At 65.2% G+C, this 20,710-nt stretch carries 16 protein-coding genes; 1 reads left to right on the top strand and 15 read right to left on the bottom strand.

What is annotated here, in order from left to right; genetic code table 11:
* Window positions 1-49: 49 nt before the first annotated feature.
* The 12 genes from J2X38_RS14445 to zwf all read right to left on the bottom strand — a co-directional run bounded on the left by J2X38_RS14445 (window position 50) and on the right by zwf (window position 16,113).
* Window positions 50-388, bottom strand: a complete 339-nt coding sequence (locus J2X38_RS14445) for a hypothetical protein (protein WP_058539716.1) — start codon at window positions 386-388, stop codon at window positions 50-52.
* A 112-nt stretch (window positions 389-500) separates the two neighbouring features.
* Entirely contained in the window at window positions 501-1,502 is a 1,002-nt protein-coding gene (locus tag J2X38_RS14440) for an NAD(P)H-dependent glycerol-3-phosphate dehydrogenase (RefSeq protein WP_310255135.1), read from the bottom strand.
* Window positions 1,503-1,540: 38 nt separating this feature from the next.
* Window positions 1,541-2,473: an alpha/beta fold hydrolase gene (locus J2X38_RS14435; protein ID WP_310255134.1), complete on the bottom strand. Its 933-nt coding sequence runs from the start codon at window positions 2,471-2,473 to the stop codon at window positions 1,541-1,543.
* A gap of 17 nt (window positions 2,474-2,490) precedes the next feature.
* Window positions 2,491-3,759: a hypothetical protein gene (locus tag J2X38_RS14430; protein WP_310255133.1), complete on the bottom strand. Its 1,269-nt coding sequence runs from the start codon at window positions 3,757-3,759 to the stop codon at window positions 2,491-2,493.
* Between the two features lie 139 nt (window positions 3,760-3,898).
* The gene (locus J2X38_RS14425) at window positions 3,899-4,771 is read right to left on the bottom strand and encodes an alpha/beta hydrolase (RefSeq protein ID WP_310255132.1); all 873 of its coding nucleotides are present in this window, start codon (window positions 4,769-4,771) and stop codon (window positions 3,899-3,901) included.
* 2 nt (window positions 4,772-4,773) lie between these two features.
* The gene (locus J2X38_RS14420) at window positions 4,774-6,222 is read right to left on the bottom strand and encodes a DUF3336 domain-containing protein (RefSeq protein ID WP_310255131.1); all 1,449 of its coding nucleotides are present in this window, start codon (window positions 6,220-6,222) and stop codon (window positions 4,774-4,776) included.
* Between the two features lie 24 nt (window positions 6,223-6,246).
* Window positions 6,247-7,803 (bottom strand): wax ester/triacylglycerol synthase family O-acyltransferase, encoded by a 1,557-nt coding sequence (locus J2X38_RS14415; protein ID WP_310255130.1) that lies wholly within the window; start codon window positions 7,801-7,803, stop codon window positions 6,247-6,249.
* Between the two features lies 1 nt (window position 7,804).
* The gene (locus tag J2X38_RS14410) at window positions 7,805-10,144 is read right to left on the bottom strand and encodes a glycerol-3-phosphate 1-O-acyltransferase (protein ID WP_310255129.1); all 2,340 of its coding nucleotides are present in this window, start codon (window positions 10,142-10,144) and stop codon (window positions 7,805-7,807) included.
* Window positions 10,145-10,266: 122 nt separating this feature from the next.
* On the bottom strand, window positions 10,267-11,847 hold the full coding sequence (locus J2X38_RS14405) for an HAD-IB family hydrolase (RefSeq protein ID WP_310255128.1): 1,581 nt from the start codon (window positions 11,845-11,847) through the stop codon (window positions 10,267-10,269).
* Between the two features lie 115 nt (window positions 11,848-11,962).
* Window positions 11,963-12,583: a bifunctional 4-hydroxy-2-oxoglutarate aldolase/2-dehydro-3-deoxy-phosphogluconate aldolase gene (eda, locus tag J2X38_RS14400; RefSeq protein ID WP_310255127.1), complete on the bottom strand. Its 621-nt coding sequence runs from the start codon at window positions 12,581-12,583 to the stop codon at window positions 11,963-11,965.
* A 107-nt stretch (window positions 12,584-12,690) separates the two neighbouring features.
* Complete coding sequence (gene edd / locus J2X38_RS14395) at window positions 12,691-14,532, bottom strand: phosphogluconate dehydratase (protein WP_310255126.1); 1,842 nt, start codon at window positions 14,530-14,532, stop codon at window positions 12,691-12,693.
* Between the two features lie 96 nt (window positions 14,533-14,628).
* Entirely contained in the window at window positions 14,629-16,113 is a 1,485-nt protein-coding gene (zwf, locus tag J2X38_RS14390) for a glucose-6-phosphate dehydrogenase (RefSeq protein WP_310255125.1), read from the bottom strand.
* 103 nt (window positions 16,114-16,216) lie between these two features.
* Between zwf and glpD the strand changes: the two genes are divergently transcribed.
* Window positions 16,217-17,767 (top strand): glycerol-3-phosphate dehydrogenase, encoded by a 1,551-nt coding sequence (glpD, locus tag J2X38_RS14385; protein ID WP_310255124.1) that lies wholly within the window; start codon window positions 16,217-16,219, stop codon window positions 17,765-17,767.
* 9 nt (window positions 17,768-17,776) lie between these two features.
* Here glpD and J2X38_RS14380 read toward each other — a convergent pair whose 3' ends face one another.
* From J2X38_RS14380 to J2X38_RS14370, 3 genes are read right to left on the bottom strand one after another with little or no spacing between them, the layout of a single operon-like run.
* Entirely contained in the window at window positions 17,777-18,436 is a 660-nt protein-coding gene (locus J2X38_RS14380; protein ID WP_310255123.1) for an MOSC domain-containing protein, read from the bottom strand.
* A gap of 40 nt (window positions 18,437-18,476) precedes the next feature.
* Window positions 18,477-19,640 carry an MFS transporter gene (locus J2X38_RS14375; protein WP_310255122.1) on the bottom strand — a complete coding sequence of 388 codons (1,164 nt, stop codon included), beginning with the start codon at window positions 19,638-19,640 and terminating at the stop codon, window positions 18,477-18,479.
* A gap of 14 nt (window positions 19,641-19,654) precedes the next feature.
* Entirely contained in the window at window positions 19,655-20,689 is a 1,035-nt protein-coding gene (locus J2X38_RS14370) for an aldo/keto reductase (protein WP_310255121.1), read from the bottom strand.
* Between the last annotated feature and the right edge of the window lie 21 nt (window positions 20,690-20,710).

Here is a 20,710-nt window from a genome sequence, read left to right as displayed (position 1 = left end):
CCGCCCTTCCCTGCGACCCAGAGCAAGGCTCCGGGGAACTCGACAGGATTTATCCGCCGACGGTCACGCGGCCGGTGCGATAGCCCTTCTCGCGCATTTCCTTCACATAGTCCTTGTCGGCATCGACCACCTCGGTCTGCCATTCATCCCACGCGTCCCAGCGGTCCTCGCGGTCGGTCGAATGACGAAGGTCGCTGGTCAGCTCCTTCTCCGCCTCAAGAATATCGGCTTTGTAATTATACCATTGCTGGTTGACGATGCCCGCGATCGGCGAGGTGCGGATTTGCGGCGCCTCGAATCCCGGCGGCATTGAGCCATAGGGAACGGCAGCGACCGCGGCCGTGGCGGGGAGAGCCACTAGAACAGCGAGGGTGGTCCATTTTTTCATCGTCCATCTCCTGATTGCCCGCCCGTTCGGGGCGGTCAGGGGAGTCAACGAAACAGATCGCGCTTTTCTTCCCGGCTGAACGCCGAAATGGCACGGGTCGCGGTGGAAACGCTCATCCGGGGTGCGCTTCGTCGCCGACGGCGGAGCGAAGCAGACCCCGAAACACGTCCTGCGCGCTGCGTTTTCCCTGCGTCACATCGAACACATCGCGCGCGATCGGCATGTCGAGGCCATGTTTTTCGGCCAGCGCGATCACCGTCGGCGCGCTCTTCACCCCCTCGGCGACCATGTTCATGCCCGCGATAATCTCCTCGATCGGGCGTCCCTTGCCGAGTTCGACCCCGACATGGCGGTTGCGCGACAAGGGGCTGGTGCAGGTCGCGATCAGATCGCCCATGCCGGTGAGGCCGGCAAAGGTTTCGGCCCGCCCGCCCATCGCGACGCCAAGCCGGGTAATCTCCGAAAGCCCGCGTGTCATCAGCGCGGAGCGGGTGTTGTCCCCCGCACCGAGCCCGTCACCCATCCCGACCGCGATCGCGATGATATTCTTGAGTACCCCGCCGAGCTCGCAGCCGAGCAGGTCGGTGTTGGTGTAGACGCGGAACAGCCCCGAATGGAACACGGGTTGCAGCGCGCGCACGACGATCTCGTCCTCCATCGACAAGACGCTCGCCGCAGCCTGCCCCGTCATGATCTCGCGCGCGAGATTGGGCCCGGTGAGCACGCCGACGGGATGGCCGGGCAGCACTTCCTCGATCAGTTCGGTCATCCGCTTGCCGGAGGAAAGTTCGAGCCCCTTGGTCAGGCTGATGACCGGCACCCATGGACGAAGATGGGTCTTCGCTTCCTCGAGCACCGCGCGGAAGCTGTGCGAAGGGACCCCCATCACGAGCACGTCGGCGCCCGCGACGACTTCGGCCATGTCGTTCGTGGCGCGGAGGACCGGCGGCAGCGCGATGCCGGGCAGATATTTGCGATTCTCGTGATGCGTGTTGATATCGTCCACGGTCTCGGCATCGCGCGCCCACAAGGTGATCGGCGCATTGCGCGATACCACCGCCGCGACCGTCGTGCCCCAGCTACCCCCACCGAGCAGGCCGACCTTCAACCGCATGTGTCTCTCCCTGTTTTCAGGAGAGACTGGCGATCATTTCAATGCTTGGCAAGAAAGCCCTTCATCACCGCGGCGGTCGCCTTCGGATCCTCGATCATCGGGACATGGCCGACATGGTCGAAGATATGCGAGACGCTGCCGGCGATGCCCGCTTCGAGTACGGGAACGCAGCTGACGTCGAGCAGTTGGTCGTGGCGCCCCCAGATGATCAACGTCGGCGCCTTCACCTCGCCGAGCCGGTCGTTGAGCGGATGGTCGCGGCCCTCGGTCGCGATCACCCAGAAGATCGTGTCGAGCTGGTCGCGATATTTGAGCGCGTCGGCATAAAGGACCGGCTTCAAACGCGACGGGATATAGGGCGGCTTGTGGACCACCATCGCCACCAGCCGGTCGGCATCCTCAAGGCCAGCGAGGACGAGCGGGTTGTAGTCCTCGCTCGCCGCCAGTTTTTGAAGCGCGCTCTCATTCGCGCCATTGACCCCGGCATTGTCGAGCAGGGTCAGGCTGGCGAGCGCGTCCGGATAGTCGATCGCGTAGCGAAGCGCGATCCAGCCGCCCATGCTGTTGCCGGCGACGTGCGGGCGCTGGAGCCCGAGCGTGTCGGCAAATGCCTTGAGCCGCGCGGTTTGCGCCTGGAGGTCATAGGCGAGGTCGGGATTGCGCTCATTCTCGCCAAACCCCGGCAGGTCGGGCGCGATGACATGGTAATCGCGCGTGAGGTACGGCGCGATCATCGACCAATTATCCTTGTCACCGGCAAAGCCGTGGACGAGGAGGACGAGCGGCTTCGACGGGTCGCCGCCCTCGAGATAGGGCCAGATGCGGCCGTCGACGGCGACGCTCTTCTGCACCATTCCGCCGCGGCGGCGGAGCAAGGCGCGCCCGAGCGCGACGAGGCGGCCGGGAAAGATGAAATACATCAGCGCGAGCGCGATCAGCGGCGCGAAGATGAGCACGAGGAGGATTCTCATGGCCATGATCCTGCCATTTATTCCGTCGGTGTCGACCCCTGTGACGCCGCAAGCACCGCCTTGTTATCCTCCGATGCCGCGACGGCGGGCACGCTCCTGGCGACGGGCGCGGGAACAGTGTCGGTCACGCCCGGGAAATCCATGCGCGTCATCACCTGTCCGGCGCAGCTATAGGTCGCAAGATTTTCGATTCTGGCTTCGGCCATCCGCGCAGCCACATCGGGCTGGAAACCCGCCATGGCGGCCTTGGCCTCGTTGAAATTGCGCGCATAGCCCATGCCGGTATGCCGGCGGCCCGTTGCAAGCGCAGCGTCCAGGAAGGGCGTCGCGTCGGCGAGATACGCATATTCGCCCGCCTTCACCTCGAAAGCCGGCGCGCCAAAGCAGTTTGTCGTGTTCGGCGGAACCATGCCCACCGCATCGGTTTGCAAAACATACCAGCCGGGCGTCAGCTTCACGACTTGCAATTCATAAGCCGCCTTCTTGTCCTTGCTGACAAATTCGCTGGCATAGGTCGTGCGATCGCCCTTTTTCTTCCAGTCGCGGGGCTGATAGAAAAGGTCCCCATTTTCTCGATCGAAGCGACGGATCTGAACGCGACCCGAGCGTCCCGCACTTCCGGCATCGTTGCGCCGGAATGCAACGACCAGACCGCCTTCATTTTCCCCGAGCGCAAATGGGGCTGCGGGATCGACTTTCTTGCCCAGAAACAGCGACGCCGGGCCGGCAAGCGCGCCGTTCATGTTCAGCCTGTCATCGGCCACCGGGGTGAAGCTTGTCATTTCGGTGATGGTGCCGTCGACCGTCTGGGCACCGACGACGGTCTCGAAATAGCTTTGCCGTTCGGCGTCGGACATGGCGGCGACCTTCGCCGATTGCGCCGCAGGCAGCTCGACCAGGCGCCACCCTTTGATCAGCAAGCAGTTCCGCCGGTTGGCCCGGCGCATCTGGCCCTCGACGATCGCGGCGCCGATGGCCGCGCCGATCCCGCCTCCGATACCCGCCGCAAGCGGTGAGATCGCTGGATTATACATCGCCGGATTATAGATCGGAACCGATCCGGCTGGTGTCTGAGACCCGCGCGCGATCAACCGGCAGCTTTGCCAATCGGCATCATATTCCGCCCGGCTGGCGCCGGGCTTGTTGTAAAAGCGACTGTCCTTGAGATCGCGCGCCGCATCTTCGGCTATCTCCTCGGGCGTGTCCCCGTTGGTCTCCGCCGCACGCGCCGCGACCGGCTGCGCGAACAGCGCGCCAGCCGTCAAGAGCCATATCGCCTTTTCCATATCCCCCCCAATATTCCCCCGAGCCGAAGCTCACGCCTTTTGTGATGGGATCGGTGAGCGTGGTCAATCGGTTTAATCGGCGGCGGCTATGCGGCCCGGTCACCCTTGCCGTCCGTCCTGCTCGGGCCTGCCCCACCCTTCAGCGTGAAAGGGGCGGCGGAGAAACATCCGGGACATGTGTGTCGAACCAGTCGATCAGATCGCCCAGCACCGCGTCGCGTTCGGGCTCGTTGTAGATTTCGTGGAACAGGCCGGGATAGATTTCGAGGCGCTTGTCGGCCGAGCCGACATTGTCGAACAAATAGCGCGACCCCGCCGGGGCGGTGAGCCGGTCGGCCTCGCCGTGCTGGATCAGGATCGGCAGCTTGATCTTTGGCGCGTCGGCCTGCGCGACCGCCATCGCATCCATGAACTCCTTGCCGAGCCTTGCGCCGATCTTGCCCTCATAGACGAGCGGATCGGCCTGATAGGCGGCGACCACTTGCGGGTCGCGGCTGACGCCATTGGCATCGAGCGACAGCACGCCGAGGCGCGGGAAGAAGCGCGAGAGAAAGCGGCTGATCCAGACGGTGAAGCGCGACGGCGGTTCGGCGGGCAGGATCGCGGGACCGGACACCGCGGCCGCGACAAAAGCATTTTGGCGCTCGACAAGGAACAAGGTCGCGATCAGCCCGCCCATGCTGTGGCCGAGCAGCAGGCGCGGCGTATCGGCATGGTTGATTTCGACAAGCGTCAGCAGTTCGGCCATGCCGTCGAGAAAGGCGGAAAAGCGCGGGACAAAACCGCCCTCCCCATCCGAATTGCCGTGCCCCCAATGGTCAACCGCATAGATGGCATAGCCTGCGTCGATCAGCCGCTTGGCGACATATTCGTAGCGCCCGGCATGTTCGGCATAACCATGCGCGAGCAAGATGATCGCGCGCGGGCGGCCTTCGGGCAGCCAGTGGGTGACATGGAGCTTTGCCCCCGCGCCCGCAGATCCGGCCGGCAGGATCACCGCCCCCGCCGCCATACTCAGCGAACCGCTTTCTGCAGCGCCGCGCTGCGATGCCCGGGGCCGTCGTCGCCCGTCTTGTCGATCTTCGCCAATATGGCTTCGAGCGCACGGCTGATCGCGGTCTGGGTGCGCACCATCTCAACCTTCGGCCATGCGGTGCGTTCGCCCGTGTCGATCAGTTCGTCGATATCCTCCTGCGCGAGATCGGACAGGATCTTTGCCGGTGACCAGAATTTCGGCGGGCGGATAATGTTGATGTCGCCGGTATATTCCTGGTTGATCACCGACCGCGCCATGTTTGCGAGGCTGTTGAGCGGGGGGACCCATTCGAGCGGCTTCTGGAAGATCACCATATTCGCGTTGAGCCACGCCTTGAAGGTCGCCATCGATGCGTGCTGGATCGCCTCGATCGGCGCCATCTGCTTGCGCGTGTCGGTCGCGAAGGGCAGCGCGATCGGGTTCGCCTGGCTGACGATATGATGGTTGACCCCGTAAAGGCGTTCGAGCCGCTTGGTCGGAATGTCGTGCGTCACCGAGCCGTCGACCCAGCGCCGGTCGGGCTGATACGGGATGCGCTCGCCCTTGTCGTCGCGCGCCATCAGCATCACCGGCGGAAAGACGCCGGGCACCGCGCACGACGCGAGCACGGCTTCGCGGATCAGCACGTTCGGCGCGGTGATCGCGTTCAAAAGCCGGCCGTTCTGATGCTTTTCGGCGGGCGCGACCGAAACGTTGAGATGGCGGCCGCTGATCTCATAGGCTTCCTGAAAGGTCAGGTCGGGGATCAGGTCGGCGAGGCGTTCGCGCACCTCGTCGGGCGCGAGGCGCCTCTGTTCGGGGTCGCGAGCGGGATTGGCGAGGCGGTTGCTTTCGAGGAAGGCACCGATGTCCGCGCTCTTGCGCGTGCAGACGATGGCGGCGACGATCGACCCGCCGCTCGCGCCCGACATGATCGCGGGCAGCACGCCTTCTTCCCACAAAGCCTTCACGACGCCGATATGGAAGAAGAGGAAGCTGCCCGAACCCGAGAGCAGCAGCGCCGAGCGACCGTAGCAATGCTGGGCGCGGCGGAAGAAGTCGCGCTTTTCCTCGCGGGTGATGCTGCGCGCGGCGGCGATCTTGTCGAGCGATGCGACGACCTCGGCGACATAATCCTCGACCAGCTTTTTCGTCCCGAAGCGCGCCTTTTGATACAGCCGCTCGTGCCCCATGCCGTCGATATTGCCGTGGATGCCTTCGTTGAGGACGAAGAGCAGCCCCTTGACGTCACCCGCCGCCGACAGCTTGCGCAGCTTTTCGAGCCGCGCGCGGATCGCCCTATAATCGAAATGCTTGCTTTCGTCGGCGTCGCGCCACGCCTGCAATCCCGATTTCCGGTCATGTTCGCGTGCCGCCTTGGCCCATGCGATATAGTCGGGTGCGGTCACAAGATCGTGGTCGGCGCTGAGCGTCGGGGTGAAAAGCATTCGGTAATCCTGCGAGAGCATGGTCTATTTTCTGCGAGTCTTGCCGGTTGCGTTCGCTTTAGCAACCGGTTTCACCTTGGGCTTCGCGGCAGGTTTCTGGACGGCTTTCGGTTTCGGCTTGGGCTTGGCCACGGGTTTCGGCTCTGCCGTAGCGGCTTTGGGCTTTTCGGGCTTCGGCACCGCCGCCATCAGGTCGGCGAAACTTTCCTCGATGCATTCACGGAAAAAGGCGATGTCAGGCATCACCGCGCGTTCGGAGATGAGCGAGAAAGCGATGCGGCCGTTGTAGCTGGGGGTCGCGACGAACAGCCCCATATTGTTCGCGAGCGGCGCCATGCCGTGCTGCTGCACAAGCTGCGCGCCGGCGAGATAGAGCGGCACCTGCGCCCCCGGCACGTTCGAGATGAACAGGTTCGTGCCGCGCACCGCGAAGCGCTCGCTGGTGACGAGCCGCGCGACCGCGGCCATCGTCGCGCCGGGGATATGCTGCGACAGGTCGGTCATGATGCGCGCGCTGACGCCGGCCTTCGCCTCCTTCGCTTCGACCGTATAGTCGCGGATCGCCGCGAGCCGCGCGAGCGGATCGGCGATGTCGGTGCGGATCGGCACGCTCATCGCCGACACCTGGTTTCCCGGTTTCGACGCCTTGCCGCCTTTGCCGCGCAAATTGATCGGCGCGACCGCGACGAGGCTGTCCTTCGGCAATTCCTTGTGCTTCGCGAGATATTTGCGCAGCGCGCCGCCAACGGTGGTCAGCACGACGTCGTTGACCGTTGCGCCGGGCACCTTCTTGCGAATCTCGGCGACATCGGCGAGCGCCACCGTGGTCGCGTCGAACATCTTGTGCGGGCCGACGGGCACGTTGAAGCGCGTTTCGGGGACGCCGGCGGTCATACCGCCCTCGGCAATCGACCGCCTCGCCGACGAGATAATCGCGGGCGACATCTTCATCAGCGCGTTCATGAACTTGACCGGCGACTGCATCGACGCCGACCAGGCGCGCGAGATCGTTTCGGCGCTCGACGGCGCCTTGCCCAGTTCCTCGACCGGCGGCGGTTCGGCTATCGCGGGGGTGCCCTTCGCATCGATGTCGCTCATCGCGATGAAGGCATGCGCGCCCGACGCGCCGTCGACCGCTGCGTGGTGGACGCGGTGGAGCATCGCGAAGCTGCCCTTCGGGATGCCCGGGATGCGGTCGAGTCCCTCGATGATATAGATGTCCCAGAGCGGCCGATTCATATCCATCGGCTTCGAGAACCAGCGCGCGACCGCGATGCAGAATTGCCGCCAGTCGCCGGGCTCGGGCAGGCGCGCGTGGCTCATATGCGCCTCGATGTCGAAATGCTCGTCCTCGACCCAATAGGGGTGATCCATGTCGAACGGCAGTCGATGCAGGCGGCGCTTGAACAAGGGCGAGGTGTGAACGCGGCTTTCGACGTGGCGGATGATGTCCTTGAAGCGCACGAAGCCGCCGGGCGCGGTCGCGGGGTCGTAGATATAGACCCCCATGATATGCGTCAGATAGTTCGCGGTCTGCGTGTAGAGGAATTGGGCGTCCTGCGCGCTGAGCTGTTTGAGCATCCTATCCTCCTGAACCGGGCAACCGGTCGGCAAGCGCCACGGTCGAGAGGCGCATCGTTTCCATGACGTTGGCGAGACCGCGCAGTTCCATCAGCAGCGCGCGGCGCGCGGCGAGGTTCGGCGGGGTCGCGTCGGTTGTCAGCCCCATATGGCGCATCAGCGACAGGCCGTTCGCGAAGAGCAATTTCCCGATCGCCGCCTCGCTGCTGATGCGGCGCAACAGCCAGGCCTGTTTGCCTTCGACGAGGGCGGCGTCAAGCAACGCCTGTTCGTCGACGACGTCGCCGGGCTTCGCGCGCGCGAGCAGTTCGGCGACGACCGAGTAAGCCTCGGCGAAGGGAAGCAATATCGCGTGACCGACGACCGGCTGACACCGCCGGAGGAGCTGCGCGATGCCGCGGTCGCGGCTGGCAAGCCGGCGATCCCAGACGGGATCGATGCGCGTCAGTTCGGCCTCGATCGCGGCAAGATGCTCGCCCCGCGGCGGGTAGAAGAATTCGAATTTGAACAGGTCGCGCAGCCGGTCGATCCTGGCCCAGAAGGCGGCGGTCGCATCGCCGCTGTCGCCGTCGCGCAGCTCGAACAGCGCCAGCTCAATCATCGCGCGATCGAGGAAATGATGCGCGATGATGTTGCGGTAATAGCTCGCCATCGGATGTTTGGCGGGATCGATCGAATAGACATTCTCGCTGCCCGCCTCGTAGCGCGTCAGCAACCCGCTTGCGACGAGCGTGTCGACCGTCGCCGAGAGCGCAGCATCGTCGCCGCTTTCGAGTTCGCTGCTGAGGCGGATATCGCGGGCCCGCGCCCAGTCGGTCACCGCGCCGATCGCGCCGAGCAGTTCGGCGGCGGTCGCGCCGCGCGGCGCCATGCCGAGCAGGATCAGGCACATCACCGAGGTGACGGTCAGCGGCGTGACGCGATTGGCCTCGACCGCGACGGCAAAGGCGATTGTTTCGAGCGCGCGTTTGTCGTCGGGGGCCGGCGCGGCGTCGATCACCACAGGATTGCCGATGTCGAGCCGGATGCGGCCCGAGGGTTCCTTGAGGCTCTTCATATAGCCGAGGAACCACGACAGGCTCTCGGGCTTCTTGTTCCGGCCGGTCTGTTCGGCGGCATATTCCTCGACGTCGCGGATCAGGTCGAAGCTGGTGACGAACGGCACGAAATGGACACCGCGCGTCCCGGTCGCGTGCGCGGCGTCGAGGACATATTTCATCAGGCCGTATTTGGGCGGCATCAGCTTGCCGAGGCGCGAACGCGTCCCCTCGAACGCCCACGACAGCGGGAAACGCTTGGCGAGCAGCCAGGCGATATAGTGGCGCAGCACGAGCTTGTAGACCGGCTGGTCCTGGAAGCTGCGCCGGATGAAGATCATTCCCGAACGGCGGAAGAATTCGCCCATCACCGCGAAATCAAGATTGGCGCCGCCGAAGCTGTGCAGCATCGGCAGGTCGTTCTCATAGGCAAGCCGGCTGGGTGTCGCGCCGTCGATATAGGTTTTGTGCGTGAAGAGGATCGCGGTCGGATGCTCGCGCAGGATCGAACGCAGCTTGGCAAGCTCCGTCGCGTCGATTTCCATTTCGGGCGCGTAGCCGCCGAACATCATGCGATCGAGCCGGGCGCGCAGGTCGAGGAACAGCGCCGAGGGCCGCGCGATCACTTCCTTCATCAGTGGCCGCGCTTCGCGGAAGAGATCGGCGACCGGGCGCCCGGTCTTCTCTGAAAGCTCGGCGAGCGCGGCGCGGAATTTGGGGCTGGTGCGCAGGCCATCGGCGACGAAACGCGGGACCTTGTAGCGCGTGCCGCGAATACCGCGCTCGGCAACGTCGAGCGCAAGCGCGGCTTGCCGCGCGACGAAGCCCGCAAATTCAGGGCTCTCGGCGCCTTCGCCATCGCCGCCGCCGGTCTGCGCGCAGAAACGGTCGCGCAGCACATCGAGCGTTGCCGCTTCACCGACCAATATCTGGGCGCGGCGACGATCACGAAGCAGGATCAACCGCGACCGCAAAGGACCCGGATGACGCGGATCGCCAAAGATCAGGTGGCGGAATTTGAGCGCGCGCTCCTTGTCGAAACCCGGAATGCGCCACGCGACGCGCAGCGGCACGATCTGCCGCGACGGCGCGCCGCCGAGCCGCACCCGCAGCACGTCGACGGGCAGCGCATGATCGCCGTCCTCGATGTCGAGGCTCGCCCACGCCGGCTCGTCATCGCCACTCGTCGCATGAATCCAGTCGAGCAACAGACGCTGCTCGACCCCATTGCGCGCGTCGATGATATAGAGCCGGTCGGCCGCCTGCTCCGCCACGATTGGGGTGCGGGGCGTTCCGTCGGCCACCGTTCAATGACGCTCCGCCAAAGGCCCGTTCGTGTCGAGCGAAGTCGAGACACCCCGATAGCAAGCGCCGTCCCGATGGGCATATCGACTTCGCTCGATGCGAACGGGGAGGAAATGGGCCGTCATGTCTTAGCGGCTTTCCCGACCGCCTTTTTCTTGGGAGCGATTTTCTTGGCAGACGGCTTCTTTTTGATGGCAGGCTTCTCAGGCGCCTTCTTGGTCGCCTTTTCCGGTTTCGCCTCGGGCGGAGCGGCCTCGGGCGCGGGCTCCTTCGCCACCGATTTCGCGACGCTTTCCTCGGGCTGGCCCAGCGTGCGCAGGAACATGTTCCGCACGTCGCGGACATGATTGTTGATCGTCCGCACGCTCCATTTCGACGTATCGACCGGCGGCAGCACGGTGACGCGCACCGTCGCGGGGCGCATCACGAACTCGTTCTTCGGCGCGACGTCGGTGGCGTTATGAATCACGATCGGGACGATCGGCACGCCGGCCTGCATCGCCAGATGGAACGCACCCTTTTTGAACGGCTCGAGTTTCGGCGTCAGGCTGCGCGTGCCCTCGGGCGAGATGCAGATCGACTTGCCCTCGACCTTGATCGCATCGACCAGCGGCTCCATTGCCTTGATCGCGCTCTTGCCGTCGGCGCGGTCGACGAAGACGGTGCCGCCCCATTCCATCAGCTTGCCGAGGATGGGGATGTCCTTGATCTCTTTCTTGCCCACCCCGCCCATGTCGCGGCGGATGAGCTTGGCGAGGATCATCACATCCGCCTTGCTCTGGTGGTTAAAGATGAAGACGCACGGGCGCGACGACCAGAGATGCTTCTCGTCCTCGACCTCCAGCTCGACCCCGGTGATCGCGGTCGCGAAATCGCCGAACAGCCCTATCGAGAAATTCGCCGCCTCTCGCTGCGAGCGTGTCAGCGCCCAGATCGGCAGCCCCGCGGCAAAGGCGCCGACGAGCGAGCCGGTGGCGTAGATGGTGCGCGTGTAATCGACCCAGCTCGGCGTCCCGCGGCTCGCGAAGCGCTGGACCGGCCAGCCATGCTCGTCGGCGATTGCCTTGAGCTTCAGGTTCGGGTTGAGCGGGCGGGGTTTGCCAACGCGTTCGAGCAGTTCGATATCGTCGTCGCTGTCCGAGTAGAAAAAGCTCTGGTCGAGATCTAGGCCATATTCGGCGGCGAGTTCCTCGGCGGCGAGCACCTTGCCTTCGCCGAAACACAAGGGCCGGATGATCTCGCCGGTAAACACGCCGTCCTCGATCTCGTATGCCGAGCATTTGATGTCGGTGATGCCAAGGTCGCGCGCGGTCGGTTCGATCTGGTAGATCGTTGCCGACGAGATGATCGCGACGCGGTGACCTTTTGCCTGATGCGCCTCGATGATCGCGCGCGTCTCGGGATAGATTTTGCGCGCGATATGCTTCTTGTAGAGTTCCTCGCCGAATTCGATGAAGCTTTCTTCGTCGACCCCGCGCATGAATTTGGCGGCGCCCGACATCAGCCCCGAAAAGCCGATGGTGCCAAGGCTGTGCTGCGCGATGACCTGCGCGGTCTCGGCGATTTCCTCCATCGACATTTCGCGGCGCTGGAATTTCTCGCGCAGCATCGCGGTCGCCGAGTAGCCCGAGATGATGGTGCCGTCGAAATCGAACAGCGCGGCGATATGCGATCCGGGTTCGGACGCCAGGACTTCTTCCAAATGCGGCTGCGGCCTCGGCACGCGCATCTCCCCACCAAGCGACTATATTGCCGCCTTTCTCTGCACGATGGCAGTAAAGATGGCGTTTATCAATGCGCCCAATTCGTGGTCCGGGTTAGGATGCGAGCGCTGCGGCCTCGCGCGCCAGTGCCTCGATCCGCGCGGGGTCCAGCGGTCCCGACGGGACGACCCAGCTGCCGCCGACGCACAGCACCGGACCCAGCGCGAGCCATTCGGGCGCCGTGGCGGCGCTGATCCCGCCGGTCGGGCAGAAATTGATCCCGCCGAACGGACCCGAAAGCGCCTTTAGCGCCGGGATGCCGCCGCTCGTCGCCGCGGGAAAGAATTTGAAGCTGTCGAGCCCGAGGTCGAGCCCCGCCATGATGTTCGACGCGTTGGCGACGCCGGGCAGGAAGGGAATGCCGCTCGCCACCGCCGCTTCGCCGAGACTGTCGGTGAGGCCCGGCGAGACGATGAATTCGGACCCCGCGTCGATGGCGTCTTTCAGCATCCGGGGGTTGAGCACCGTCCCGGCGCCGACGACCGCGCCCGGCACCTTCTTCATCGCCGCAATCGCATCGAGCGCGGCTGGGGTGCGCATCGTGACTTCGAGCACCGTCAGCCCGCCCGCGACGAGCGCCTCGGCCATCGGCACCGCGTCCTCGACCCGGTCGATGACGATCACCGGGATGACGGGCGCGAGGCGCATGATCTGGTCGATACCGCTGTCGGACATTCCAATTCTCTTTCTTCGTCATCCCGGCAAAGGCCGGGATCTCATCGTTGCATTTTGCTTCATCGTCGAGATCCCGGCCTTCGCCGGGATGACGGACAAATTTGAAGTTAAATCACTGTTTCCATCGCGGCGAGCACCGCCGATCCGCCCTTTTCGGCCTCGTCGGCATGATGGCGGAACAGCGCGAATAGTTCGCGGCCGACGCCGAGTGCAGGCGGCGGGGCGATGGCGGGAGTGCGCGCAGCCCATTCGGCCGGATCGACGAGCGCCACGACTTCGCCGGTCACCGCGCAGACGCGGACGATGTCGCCGTCCTGCAGAAAGGCGAGCGGGCCGCTGACGCCGTCCGTTCCCGGCAAGGCTTCGGGCGAGAGGTGGATTACCGCGGGCACCTTGCCACTCGCGCCCGACATGCGGCCGTCGGTGAGCAGCGCGACGCGGAAACCGCGATCCTGGAGCACGCCCAATGCGGGCGTCAGCTTGTGCAGTTCGGGCATGCCGTTGGCGCGCGGGCCCTGGAAGCGCACGACGACGATGACGTCGCGTTCGAGTTCGCCTGCCTTGAACGCCGCAAGCACCGCGTCCTGCGTGTCAAAGATCCGGCACGGCGCCTCGATCGTCCAGCGATCCTCGGCGACCGCGCTCGTCTTGATGATCGCGCGCCCGAGATTGCCTGCGAGCAGGCGCATGCCGCCGTCGGGCGAGAAAGGCGCCGCAGCGGGGCGGAGCATGGTATCGTCGCGGCTCTCGGCGGGCGCGGCCTGCCAGTGGAGTTCGTCGTTCACCAGCACGGGCTCCGACGCATAATCGGCCATCGTCCCGCCAACCGTCAGCACGTCGCCGTGGAGCAGCCCGGCATCGAGCAATTCGCGCACGACATAGCCGATACCGCCCGCGGCATGGAAATTGTTCACATCGCCCGCACCGTTCGGATAGACTCGCGCGAGCAGCGGCACGGCGTGGCTGAGCTCGTCGAAATCCTGCCAGTCGATGATGATCCCCGCCGCGCGCGCAATCGCGGGCAGGTGGATCGCATGATTAGTCGACCCGCCCGTCGCGAGCAGCCCGATCGCGGCGTTGACGATCGCTTTTTCGTCGACGCAGCGCGAGAGCGGGCGATAATCGTCACCGTCCCAGCCGATCTGCGCGACGCGATGCGTCGCGGCACGCGTCAGTTCCTGGCGCAGCTTGGTGCCGGGGTTGGTGAAGGCGCTGCCGGGGACGTGCAGCCCCATCAGCTCCATCATCATCTGGTTGCTGTTCGCCGTGCCGTAGAAGGTGCAGGTGCCGGCGCCATGATAGCTCGCCGCTTCGGCTTCGAGCAGTTCGTCGCGGGTCGCCTTGCCCTCGGCATAAAGCTGGCGGACGCGCTGCTTTTCCTTGTTCGCGAGCCCCGAAGGCATCGGCCCGGCGGGGATGAGGATTTGCGGCAGATGGCCGAAGCGCAGCGCGCCGATCAGCAGGCCGGGAACGATCTTGTCGCAGATGCCGAGCAGCAGCGCGCTCTCGAACATCGCGTGGCTCAGCGCGATTACCGTGCCCTGCGCGATATTATCGCGGCTGAACAGCGACAGGTCCATACCCGCCTGCCCTTGCGTCACCCCGTCGCACATTGCGGGAACGCCGCCCGCGACCTGCGCGGTCGCGCCGACTTCGCGCGCAAAAAGTTTGATCTGCTCGGGATAGCGGCCGTACGGCTGATGCGCCGAGAGCATGTCGTTATAGCTGGTGACGATGCCGATATTCATCTCGGCGCCGGACCGGATTGCGGGCTTGTCCTCGCCCGACGCGGCAAAGCCGTGTGCGAGATTGCCGCACGACAGATTGCCACGGTTGGTGCCGGCGTCGCGCTGGCGGTCCATCAGGTCGAGATAAGCGGCGCGGCGCGGGGCGCTGCGGGCGATGATGCGGTCGGTGACCGCTGCGATGGTAGGGTGGAGATCAGTCATAAAATTTCCTCGTCGCCCCCGCGAAGGCGGGGGCCGCTATCGGCGCAGCGCAAGGTTGCCAGCGGCCCCTGCCTTCGCAGGGGCGACGTGTTTTCCTCAGTCATGCCAGCTCGCTCCGTCGCGTTCAATTAGCGCGATGGCGCTCGACGGGCCCCAACTGCCCGCGGTGTAATTCTGCGGCGCCATATCGACCTCGGCCCAGGCATCGCGGATCGAATCGATCCACTGCCACTGCGCCTCGACCTCGTCGCGGCGGACGAACAAGGTCTGGTCACCCTCGATGAAATCGAGCAGCAGACGCTCGTAGGCGATGCGCCGCCGCTCGCCGGCAAAGCTGTGCGAGAGCGAGACGTCCATCGTCACCTCTTTGAGCTTCACCCCGTCGCGGTCGAGCCCGGGCTGTTTCGCCATCACCTTGACCCGGATATTTTCCTCGGGCTGCAGGTTGATGATCATGCTGTTTGCATCGAGCTTGCCCGCGCCGACGCGCGCGAAGATATTGTGCGGCACCGGCTTGAACTGGATCAGCACTTCGGACTTGCGTTGCGGCATGCGCTTGCCCGTGCGCAGGTAGAAAGGCACGCCCTTCCAGCGCCAATTGTCGATATAGGCTTTGAGCGCGACAAAGGTTTCGGTGTTCGACGGGTTGCCGAGTTCATCGGCATAGCCCGCGACCGCGCCGCCGTTCACCGCACCGCTGGTGTACTGGCCCTTGACGCTGTGCGCCTTGACGTCGGCGGCGGTCATCTTGCGAAGGCTGCGCAGCAGCTTGACCTTCTCGTCGCGCACCGCGGTCGACGACACGCTCGACGGCGGCTCCATCGCGATGATCGCGAGCAGCTGGAGCATATGGTTCTGCACCATATCCTTCAGCGCGCCGACCCCGTCATAATAGGAAACGCGGCCTTCGAGCCCGACGGTTTCGGCGACGGTGATCTGGACATGATCGATCGCCTGCGCGTTCCACAGCGGTTCGAACAACATATTGGCAAAGCGCAGCGCCAGCAGGTTCTGCACCGTTTCCTTGCCGAGATAATGGTCGATGCGGAACACGCGGTCCTCGGCAAAGGCGTCGCCGACTTGTGCATTGACGTCGCGCGACGACGCAAGATCGTGGCCGATCGGCTTTTCCATCGCGATGCGGCATTCGGCGCAGGAGATGCCGGCGGCCTTGAGCCCCTGCGCGATCGGACCGAACATCGATGGCGGGGTCGAGAGATAGACGCCGATGGGGCGGCCCATGCGGTCGCCGAGCAGCGAAGCGAGTTCGTCATAACCCGTGCCCGCGCCGGCATCGATCGCGCAATAATCGATCCGGTCGAGGAAGGCGGCGACACCCGCATCCTCGATACGGTCGGCGGGCAGATGCTCGGTCAGCGCCTCGCGGACCTGCGCCTGAAACGCCGCGCGATCCATTTTCGAGCGCCCTGATCCGATGATCGTCAGCGCATCGGCGAGCAGCCCGTCGAGGTGGAGATTGTAAAGCGAGGGAAAGAGCATGCGCTGCGCCAGGTCGCCCGTCGCGCCGAACAGCACCAATGTTTCGACTTTCACGCTCACAATCGTCCCCTTGGATAACATGAAAAGAATTGGGCGATACACGAAGCGAATGCAACGCGCATACGTAGGCCGCATACGATGTCGGCACTTGGCAAATCCGACAACGCTGCCATAGGAATTCGCCATGGCCGACAGCCCTGCCCCTTATGATGTCATCGTCGTCGGCGGCGGGGTCAATGGCGCGGGTGTCGCGCGCGATGCCGCGGGGCGCGGCGCGCGCGTGCTGCTGCTCGAAGCGGGTGACCTCGCCGAGGGCACGTCGTCGAAATCGACCAAGCTGATTCACGGCGGGCTGCGTTACCTCGAACATTATGAATTCCGGCTCGTCCGCGAAGCGCTGAAGGAACGCGAAATACTGTGGGGCATCGCGCCGCACATCATCCGCCCACTGCGCTTTGTCCTGCCGCATCGGCCGGGGCTGCGGCCACGCTGGCTGCTGCGGCTCGGGCTGTTTCTCTACGACCATATCGGCGGGCGCAAGAAACTGCCCGCGACGCGCTCGATCGACCTGCGCCGTCATACCGCGGGCGGACCGCTGCAGCCGCAATATGTCCACGGCTTCGAATATTCGGACGGCTGGGCCGACGATGCGCGGCTGGTCGCGCTCAACGCGCGCGATGCCGCCGACCGCGGAGCGCGCGTTCGCACGCGGACGCGCGCCGAAATGCTGCGCTGCGAGGATGGCCTGTGGGTGGTCGACGCACGCGACGATCAGGGCCACCAATATCGCTTCACCGGCCGGAGCGTCGTGAATGCGGCGGGCCCCGCGGTGCTCGACCTTCTCAAACGCGCCGACGCCGAACCCGACCATCAGATGCGGTTGGTGCGCGGTTCGCATATCGTCGTGCGCAAGGTCTTCGAGCATGACTATGCCTATTTCTTCCAGCTTCCCGACGGCCGCATCTTTTTCGCCATTCCTTATGAGCGCGACTTCACGCTGATCGGGACGACCGATCAGGACCATGACGGGCCGGCGAGCGAGGCGAAGGCGAGCGACGAGGAAATCGCCTATCTGTGCGAAGGCGCGAGCCTCTATTTCCGCACGCCCGTCACCCCCGCCGATGTCGTCTGGACCTATTCGGGTGTCCGACCGCTGATCGAGGATGGATCGGGCCGCCCTGAGGCGGCAACGCGCGGATACCGCATCGACCTCGACCTCGCCGAAGGTGCGCCGCTGCTCACCATCTATGGCGGCAAGATCACAAGCTATCGCCACGTCGCCGAAGCCGCGGTCGACGAGCTTGCCGATCATGTTCCGGCGCTGTCGTCCAAGCACTGGACCGCCAAGGCGCCGCTTCCCGGCGGCGATTTTCCGACGAATGGCGTGGCGGCGCTCAAGGCAGAATATAGGCTTTCCTATCCCTTCCTGACGGCGGCGACGGTCGACCGCATCACCCGCGCCTATGGCACCGATGCGCAGTCGTGGCTCGCGCAGGCCGAAGGTTGGGACGCACTCGGCGGCGAGATCGCGCATGGGCTCAGCGTGGCGGAACTGCGCTGGATGGCGATGCGCGAATGGGCGCGCACCACCGACGATGTCCTTTGGCGGCGCAGCAAGCTGGGGCTGCATTTCACACCCGCGGAAACCGAGCGTCTTGCGGTTCATGTCGAACGCCTCGCTGCCGAAGCGCGGCAGTCCGACGTCGAATTTTTCGACGACGAGCGGACCCGCTAGATCCTGACCCTAATCCGCGCCGAACTGCTCGGCGAGCTTGGCGCGCCTTACCTTCCACGTTTCGGCGAGCACAGGCACGTCGCGGAGCGCGCGCAGGTCCGCCGGGCGATCCTTCGCCTCGCCGCCAATCAGCAAGGCGAACAGCGAAGCCAGCGGCCAGTCGGGATAGGGCCGCTCGACCAGGTCCAATGCATCGCCCGCACGCACCTGACCGGGTTCGAGCACACGGTAATACCAGCCCGTCCGCCGCGTCTTGACCACCTGCGCCATCACGCCCTTGGTTCCAAAGCGATGGTCGAGCTTCCAGCACGGCTGGCGCGCCTGCGTCACTTCGACGAGCGCGGTGCCGAGGCGGAAGCGGTCGCCGAGGAAGACATTCTGCTCGTCGAGACCGGCGGTCGAGATATTCTCGCCGAACGCGCCCGGTGCATCGAGCAGCGGCGCATCGTCCAGATACTCCCGCCACCAATCATAATGATCGGCGGGATAATGATGGATCGCCTTGTCGATGCCGCCATGCACCGTCCGGTCGGACTGCTCGTCGCCGGCAAGGCCCATCGCGCCGACGGCAACCGAATCCGCCACCGGCAGCTTGCCGATGGCGCTGGGTTCGTCGCCCCGGAAGGGCTGTGACTTGCCAAGGAGGACGGCGAGAATTTCGGTATTCATACCCGCGATGGCATAAGCTCCGCCACCGAAATGGCAATCGTCAGGCTTGCGCGAGCACCGGGGCAGCGCGCTGGCGCGATGCCAGCACGATCGCGAGGCCGGCAACCGCCATCATCGCGCCCGCAATCGACACCGCCGGAAAACCGAGACCGAGCCCGATCACCCCGCCGCCGACCGCGGCGCCGATGGCATTGCCGAGGTTGAACGCGCCGATATTGACCGCCGAGGCGAGGTTCGGCGCGTCGGAGGCCGCCTCCATCACGCGCATCTGGAGCGGCGGGACGATGGCGAAGGTCGCGACGCCCCACAGGAAGATCGTAACCCCGGCCGCGATCGGCGAATACATTGTGACAGCAAACAGGATCAGCATCGCCGCAAGCCCGGTCAGCGAGACGATCAGGGTGCGGTCGATCGAACGGTCGGCAAAGATGCCGCCGAGCCAGTTGCCGGCGGTGAGGCCGAGGCCGTAAATCACCAGCATCGCGGTCACGAACAACGTCCCTGCCCCCGTCGCTTCCTTCAGGATCGGCGCGATATAGGTGAAGACGGTGAACATCGCGGCCGATCCGATCGCGGTGAGCGCCAATGCGACCAGCACCTCGCGGCGCTTCAGCACACCGAGTTCGGCGAGCATGTTGCCGCCTTCGGCGCGCGGGATGTCGGGAAGCGCGAAACGGAGCGCGGCCATCGTGATCAAGCCCCAGATTGCGATCGCACCGAATGCGGTGCGCCAGCCGAAGGTTTCGCCGACCCATGGCGCAAGCGGCACGCCGATCACATTGGCGAGCGTCAGCCCCATGAACATCGCCGCGACCGCGCTCGCGCGCTTCTCGGGTGCGACTAGGCTCGCCGCAACGACCGAGCCGACGCCGAAGAAGGCGCCATGGTTCAATGAGGTGATGACGCGCGCGACCACCAGCGTCGTGTAATCGCCCGCAATGGCCGACAGGAAATTGCCGAGCGTGAAGATCGCCATCAGGCCGATCAGCAAGGTGCGCCGGTTCATCTTTGCGGTGGTGAGCGTCATCAGCGGCGCACCGAGCAGCACGCCGAGCGCATAGGCCGATACGAGCAGCCCGGCGGCGGGGATCGAAACCCCCAGCCCTTCGGCCATGTCGGGGAGCAAACCCATCGGGGCGAATTCGGTGATGCCGATGCCGAAGGCGCCGGTCGCCAGCGCGAGCAGGGGAAAGTTGATTTTCATGGGAGAGAGTCCAGTCAGACGAGCGGCGGGTTCAGCCGGGCAAAGCCCGCCTGCTGCCGATAGGGGGTGTGCGGATAGGGCGGCAGCACGTCGCTCGCAGCGTCGAGCACCGCTACCTGGTCGGCGGTCAGCGCCCAGCCGACGGCTCCAAGATTCTGGCGCAGTGGTTCCTCATTGCGCGCGCCGATGATCACCGACGACACGGTGGGGCGCCGGAGCAGCCAGTTGATCGCGATCTGCGGCACCGTCTTGCCGGTTTCGGCCGCGACCAGCTCGAGCGCATCGATGACGCGATAGAGCAAATCCTCGGCCACGGGCGGCGCGAACTGTTCGGTGTCATGCAGGCGGCTGCCCGCGGGGACCGGGCGGTCACGCCCGATCTTGCCGGTCAGGCGGCCCCAACCGAGCGGGCTCCACACCAATGCGCCGATGCCCTGATCGGCAGCGAGCGGCATCAAATCGGCCTCATAGGCGCGCCCGATCAGCGAATAATAGACCTGGTGCGCGACGAAGCGCGGCGTGCCGAGGCGGTCGGCGGCGGCCTGCGCCTTCATCAACTGCCAGCCGGGATAGTTGGAAACGCCGGCGTAGCGCAGCTTGCCCGCGGCGATCAGCGTAGCGAGCGTGCCCATCAGCTCGTCGACCGGGGTCGAGGCGTCGAACGCGTGGAGTTGCAGCAGGTCGATATGGTCGGTCCCGAGCCGCCGCAGCGCATCTTCGACCGCGCGGATCAGACGGCTGCGCGAGGCGCCCCAATCCTGCGGCCCGTCGCCCATCGGCAGCCCGGTCTTCGTCGAGATCAGCACCGCGCCGCGGCGACCCTTGATCGCCTCGCCCAAAATCTCTTCGGACGCGCCGGTCGAATAGACGTCGGCGGTGTCGAACAAGGTGACCCCGGCATCGAGGCTGATGTCGATCAGGCGCCGCGCCTCGGCGGCGTCGCTCGTGCCCCACGCGCTGAACAGCGGCCCCTGGCCGCCGAACGTCCCGGTCCCAAAGCTCAACGCCGGAACGCGAAGCCCCGACGATCCCAATTGCCGATATTCCATGATCCTGCCCTTTCGATTACG

It is taken from the genome of Sphingopyxis sp. BE235 (assembly GCF_031457175.1).
Lineage (GTDB): Bacteria > Pseudomonadota > Alphaproteobacteria > Sphingomonadales > Sphingomonadaceae > Sphingopyxis.
Note: the sequence above shows the minus strand (reverse complement) of the source record. Positions and strands in the feature narration are given on the sequence as shown.

Bases quoted from the DNA above. Each gene is read 5' to 3' on its own strand.
- J2X38_RS14380 (WP_310255123.1), bottom strand. From the start codon at position 18,436: ATGAATACCGAAATTCTCGCCGTCCTCCTTGGCAAGTCACAGCCCTTC.
- J2X38_RS14430 (WP_310255133.1), bottom strand. From the start codon at position 3,759: ATGGAAAAGGCGATATGGCTCTTGACGGCTGGCGCGCTGTTCGCGCAG.
- J2X38_RS14445 (WP_058539716.1), bottom strand. From the start codon at position 388: ATGAAAAAATGGACCACCCTCGCTGTTCTAGTGGCTCTCCCCGCCACG.
- zwf (WP_310255125.1), bottom strand. From the start codon at position 16,113: ATGTTATCCAAGGGGACGATTGTGAGCGTGAAAGTCGAAACATTGGTG.
- J2X38_RS14440 (WP_310255135.1), bottom strand. From the start codon at position 1,502: ATGCGGTTGAAGGTCGGCCTGCTCGGTGGGGGTAGCTGGGGCACGACG.
- J2X38_RS14415 (WP_310255130.1), bottom strand. From the start codon at position 7,803: ATGCTCAAACAGCTCAGCGCGCAGGACGCCCAATTCCTCTACACGCAG.
- edd (WP_310255126.1), bottom strand. From the start codon at position 14,532: ATGACTGATCTCCACCCTACCATCGCAGCGGTCACCGACCGCATCATC.
- J2X38_RS14370 (WP_310255121.1), bottom strand. From the start codon at position 20,689: ATGGAATATCGGCAATTGGGATCGTCGGGGCTTCGCGTTCCGGCGTTG.
- J2X38_RS14425 (WP_310255132.1), bottom strand. From the start codon at position 4,771: ATGGCGGCGGGGGCGGTGATCCTGCCGGCCGGATCTGCGGGCGCGGGG.
- eda (WP_310255127.1), bottom strand. From the start codon at position 12,583: ATGTCCGACAGCGGTATCGACCAGATCATGCGCCTCGCGCCCGTCATC.
- glpD (WP_310255124.1), top strand. From the start codon at position 16,217: ATGGCCGACAGCCCTGCCCCTTATGATGTCATCGTCGTCGGCGGCGGG.
- J2X38_RS14435 (WP_310255134.1), bottom strand. From the start codon at position 2,473: ATGAGAATCCTCCTCGTGCTCATCTTCGCGCCGCTGATCGCGCTCGCG.
- J2X38_RS14375 (WP_310255122.1), bottom strand. From the start codon at position 19,640: ATGAAAATCAACTTTCCCCTGCTCGCGCTGGCGACCGGCGCCTTCGGC.
- J2X38_RS14420 (WP_310255131.1), bottom strand. From the start codon at position 6,222: ATGCTTTTCACCCCGACGCTCAGCGCCGACCACGATCTTGTGACCGCA.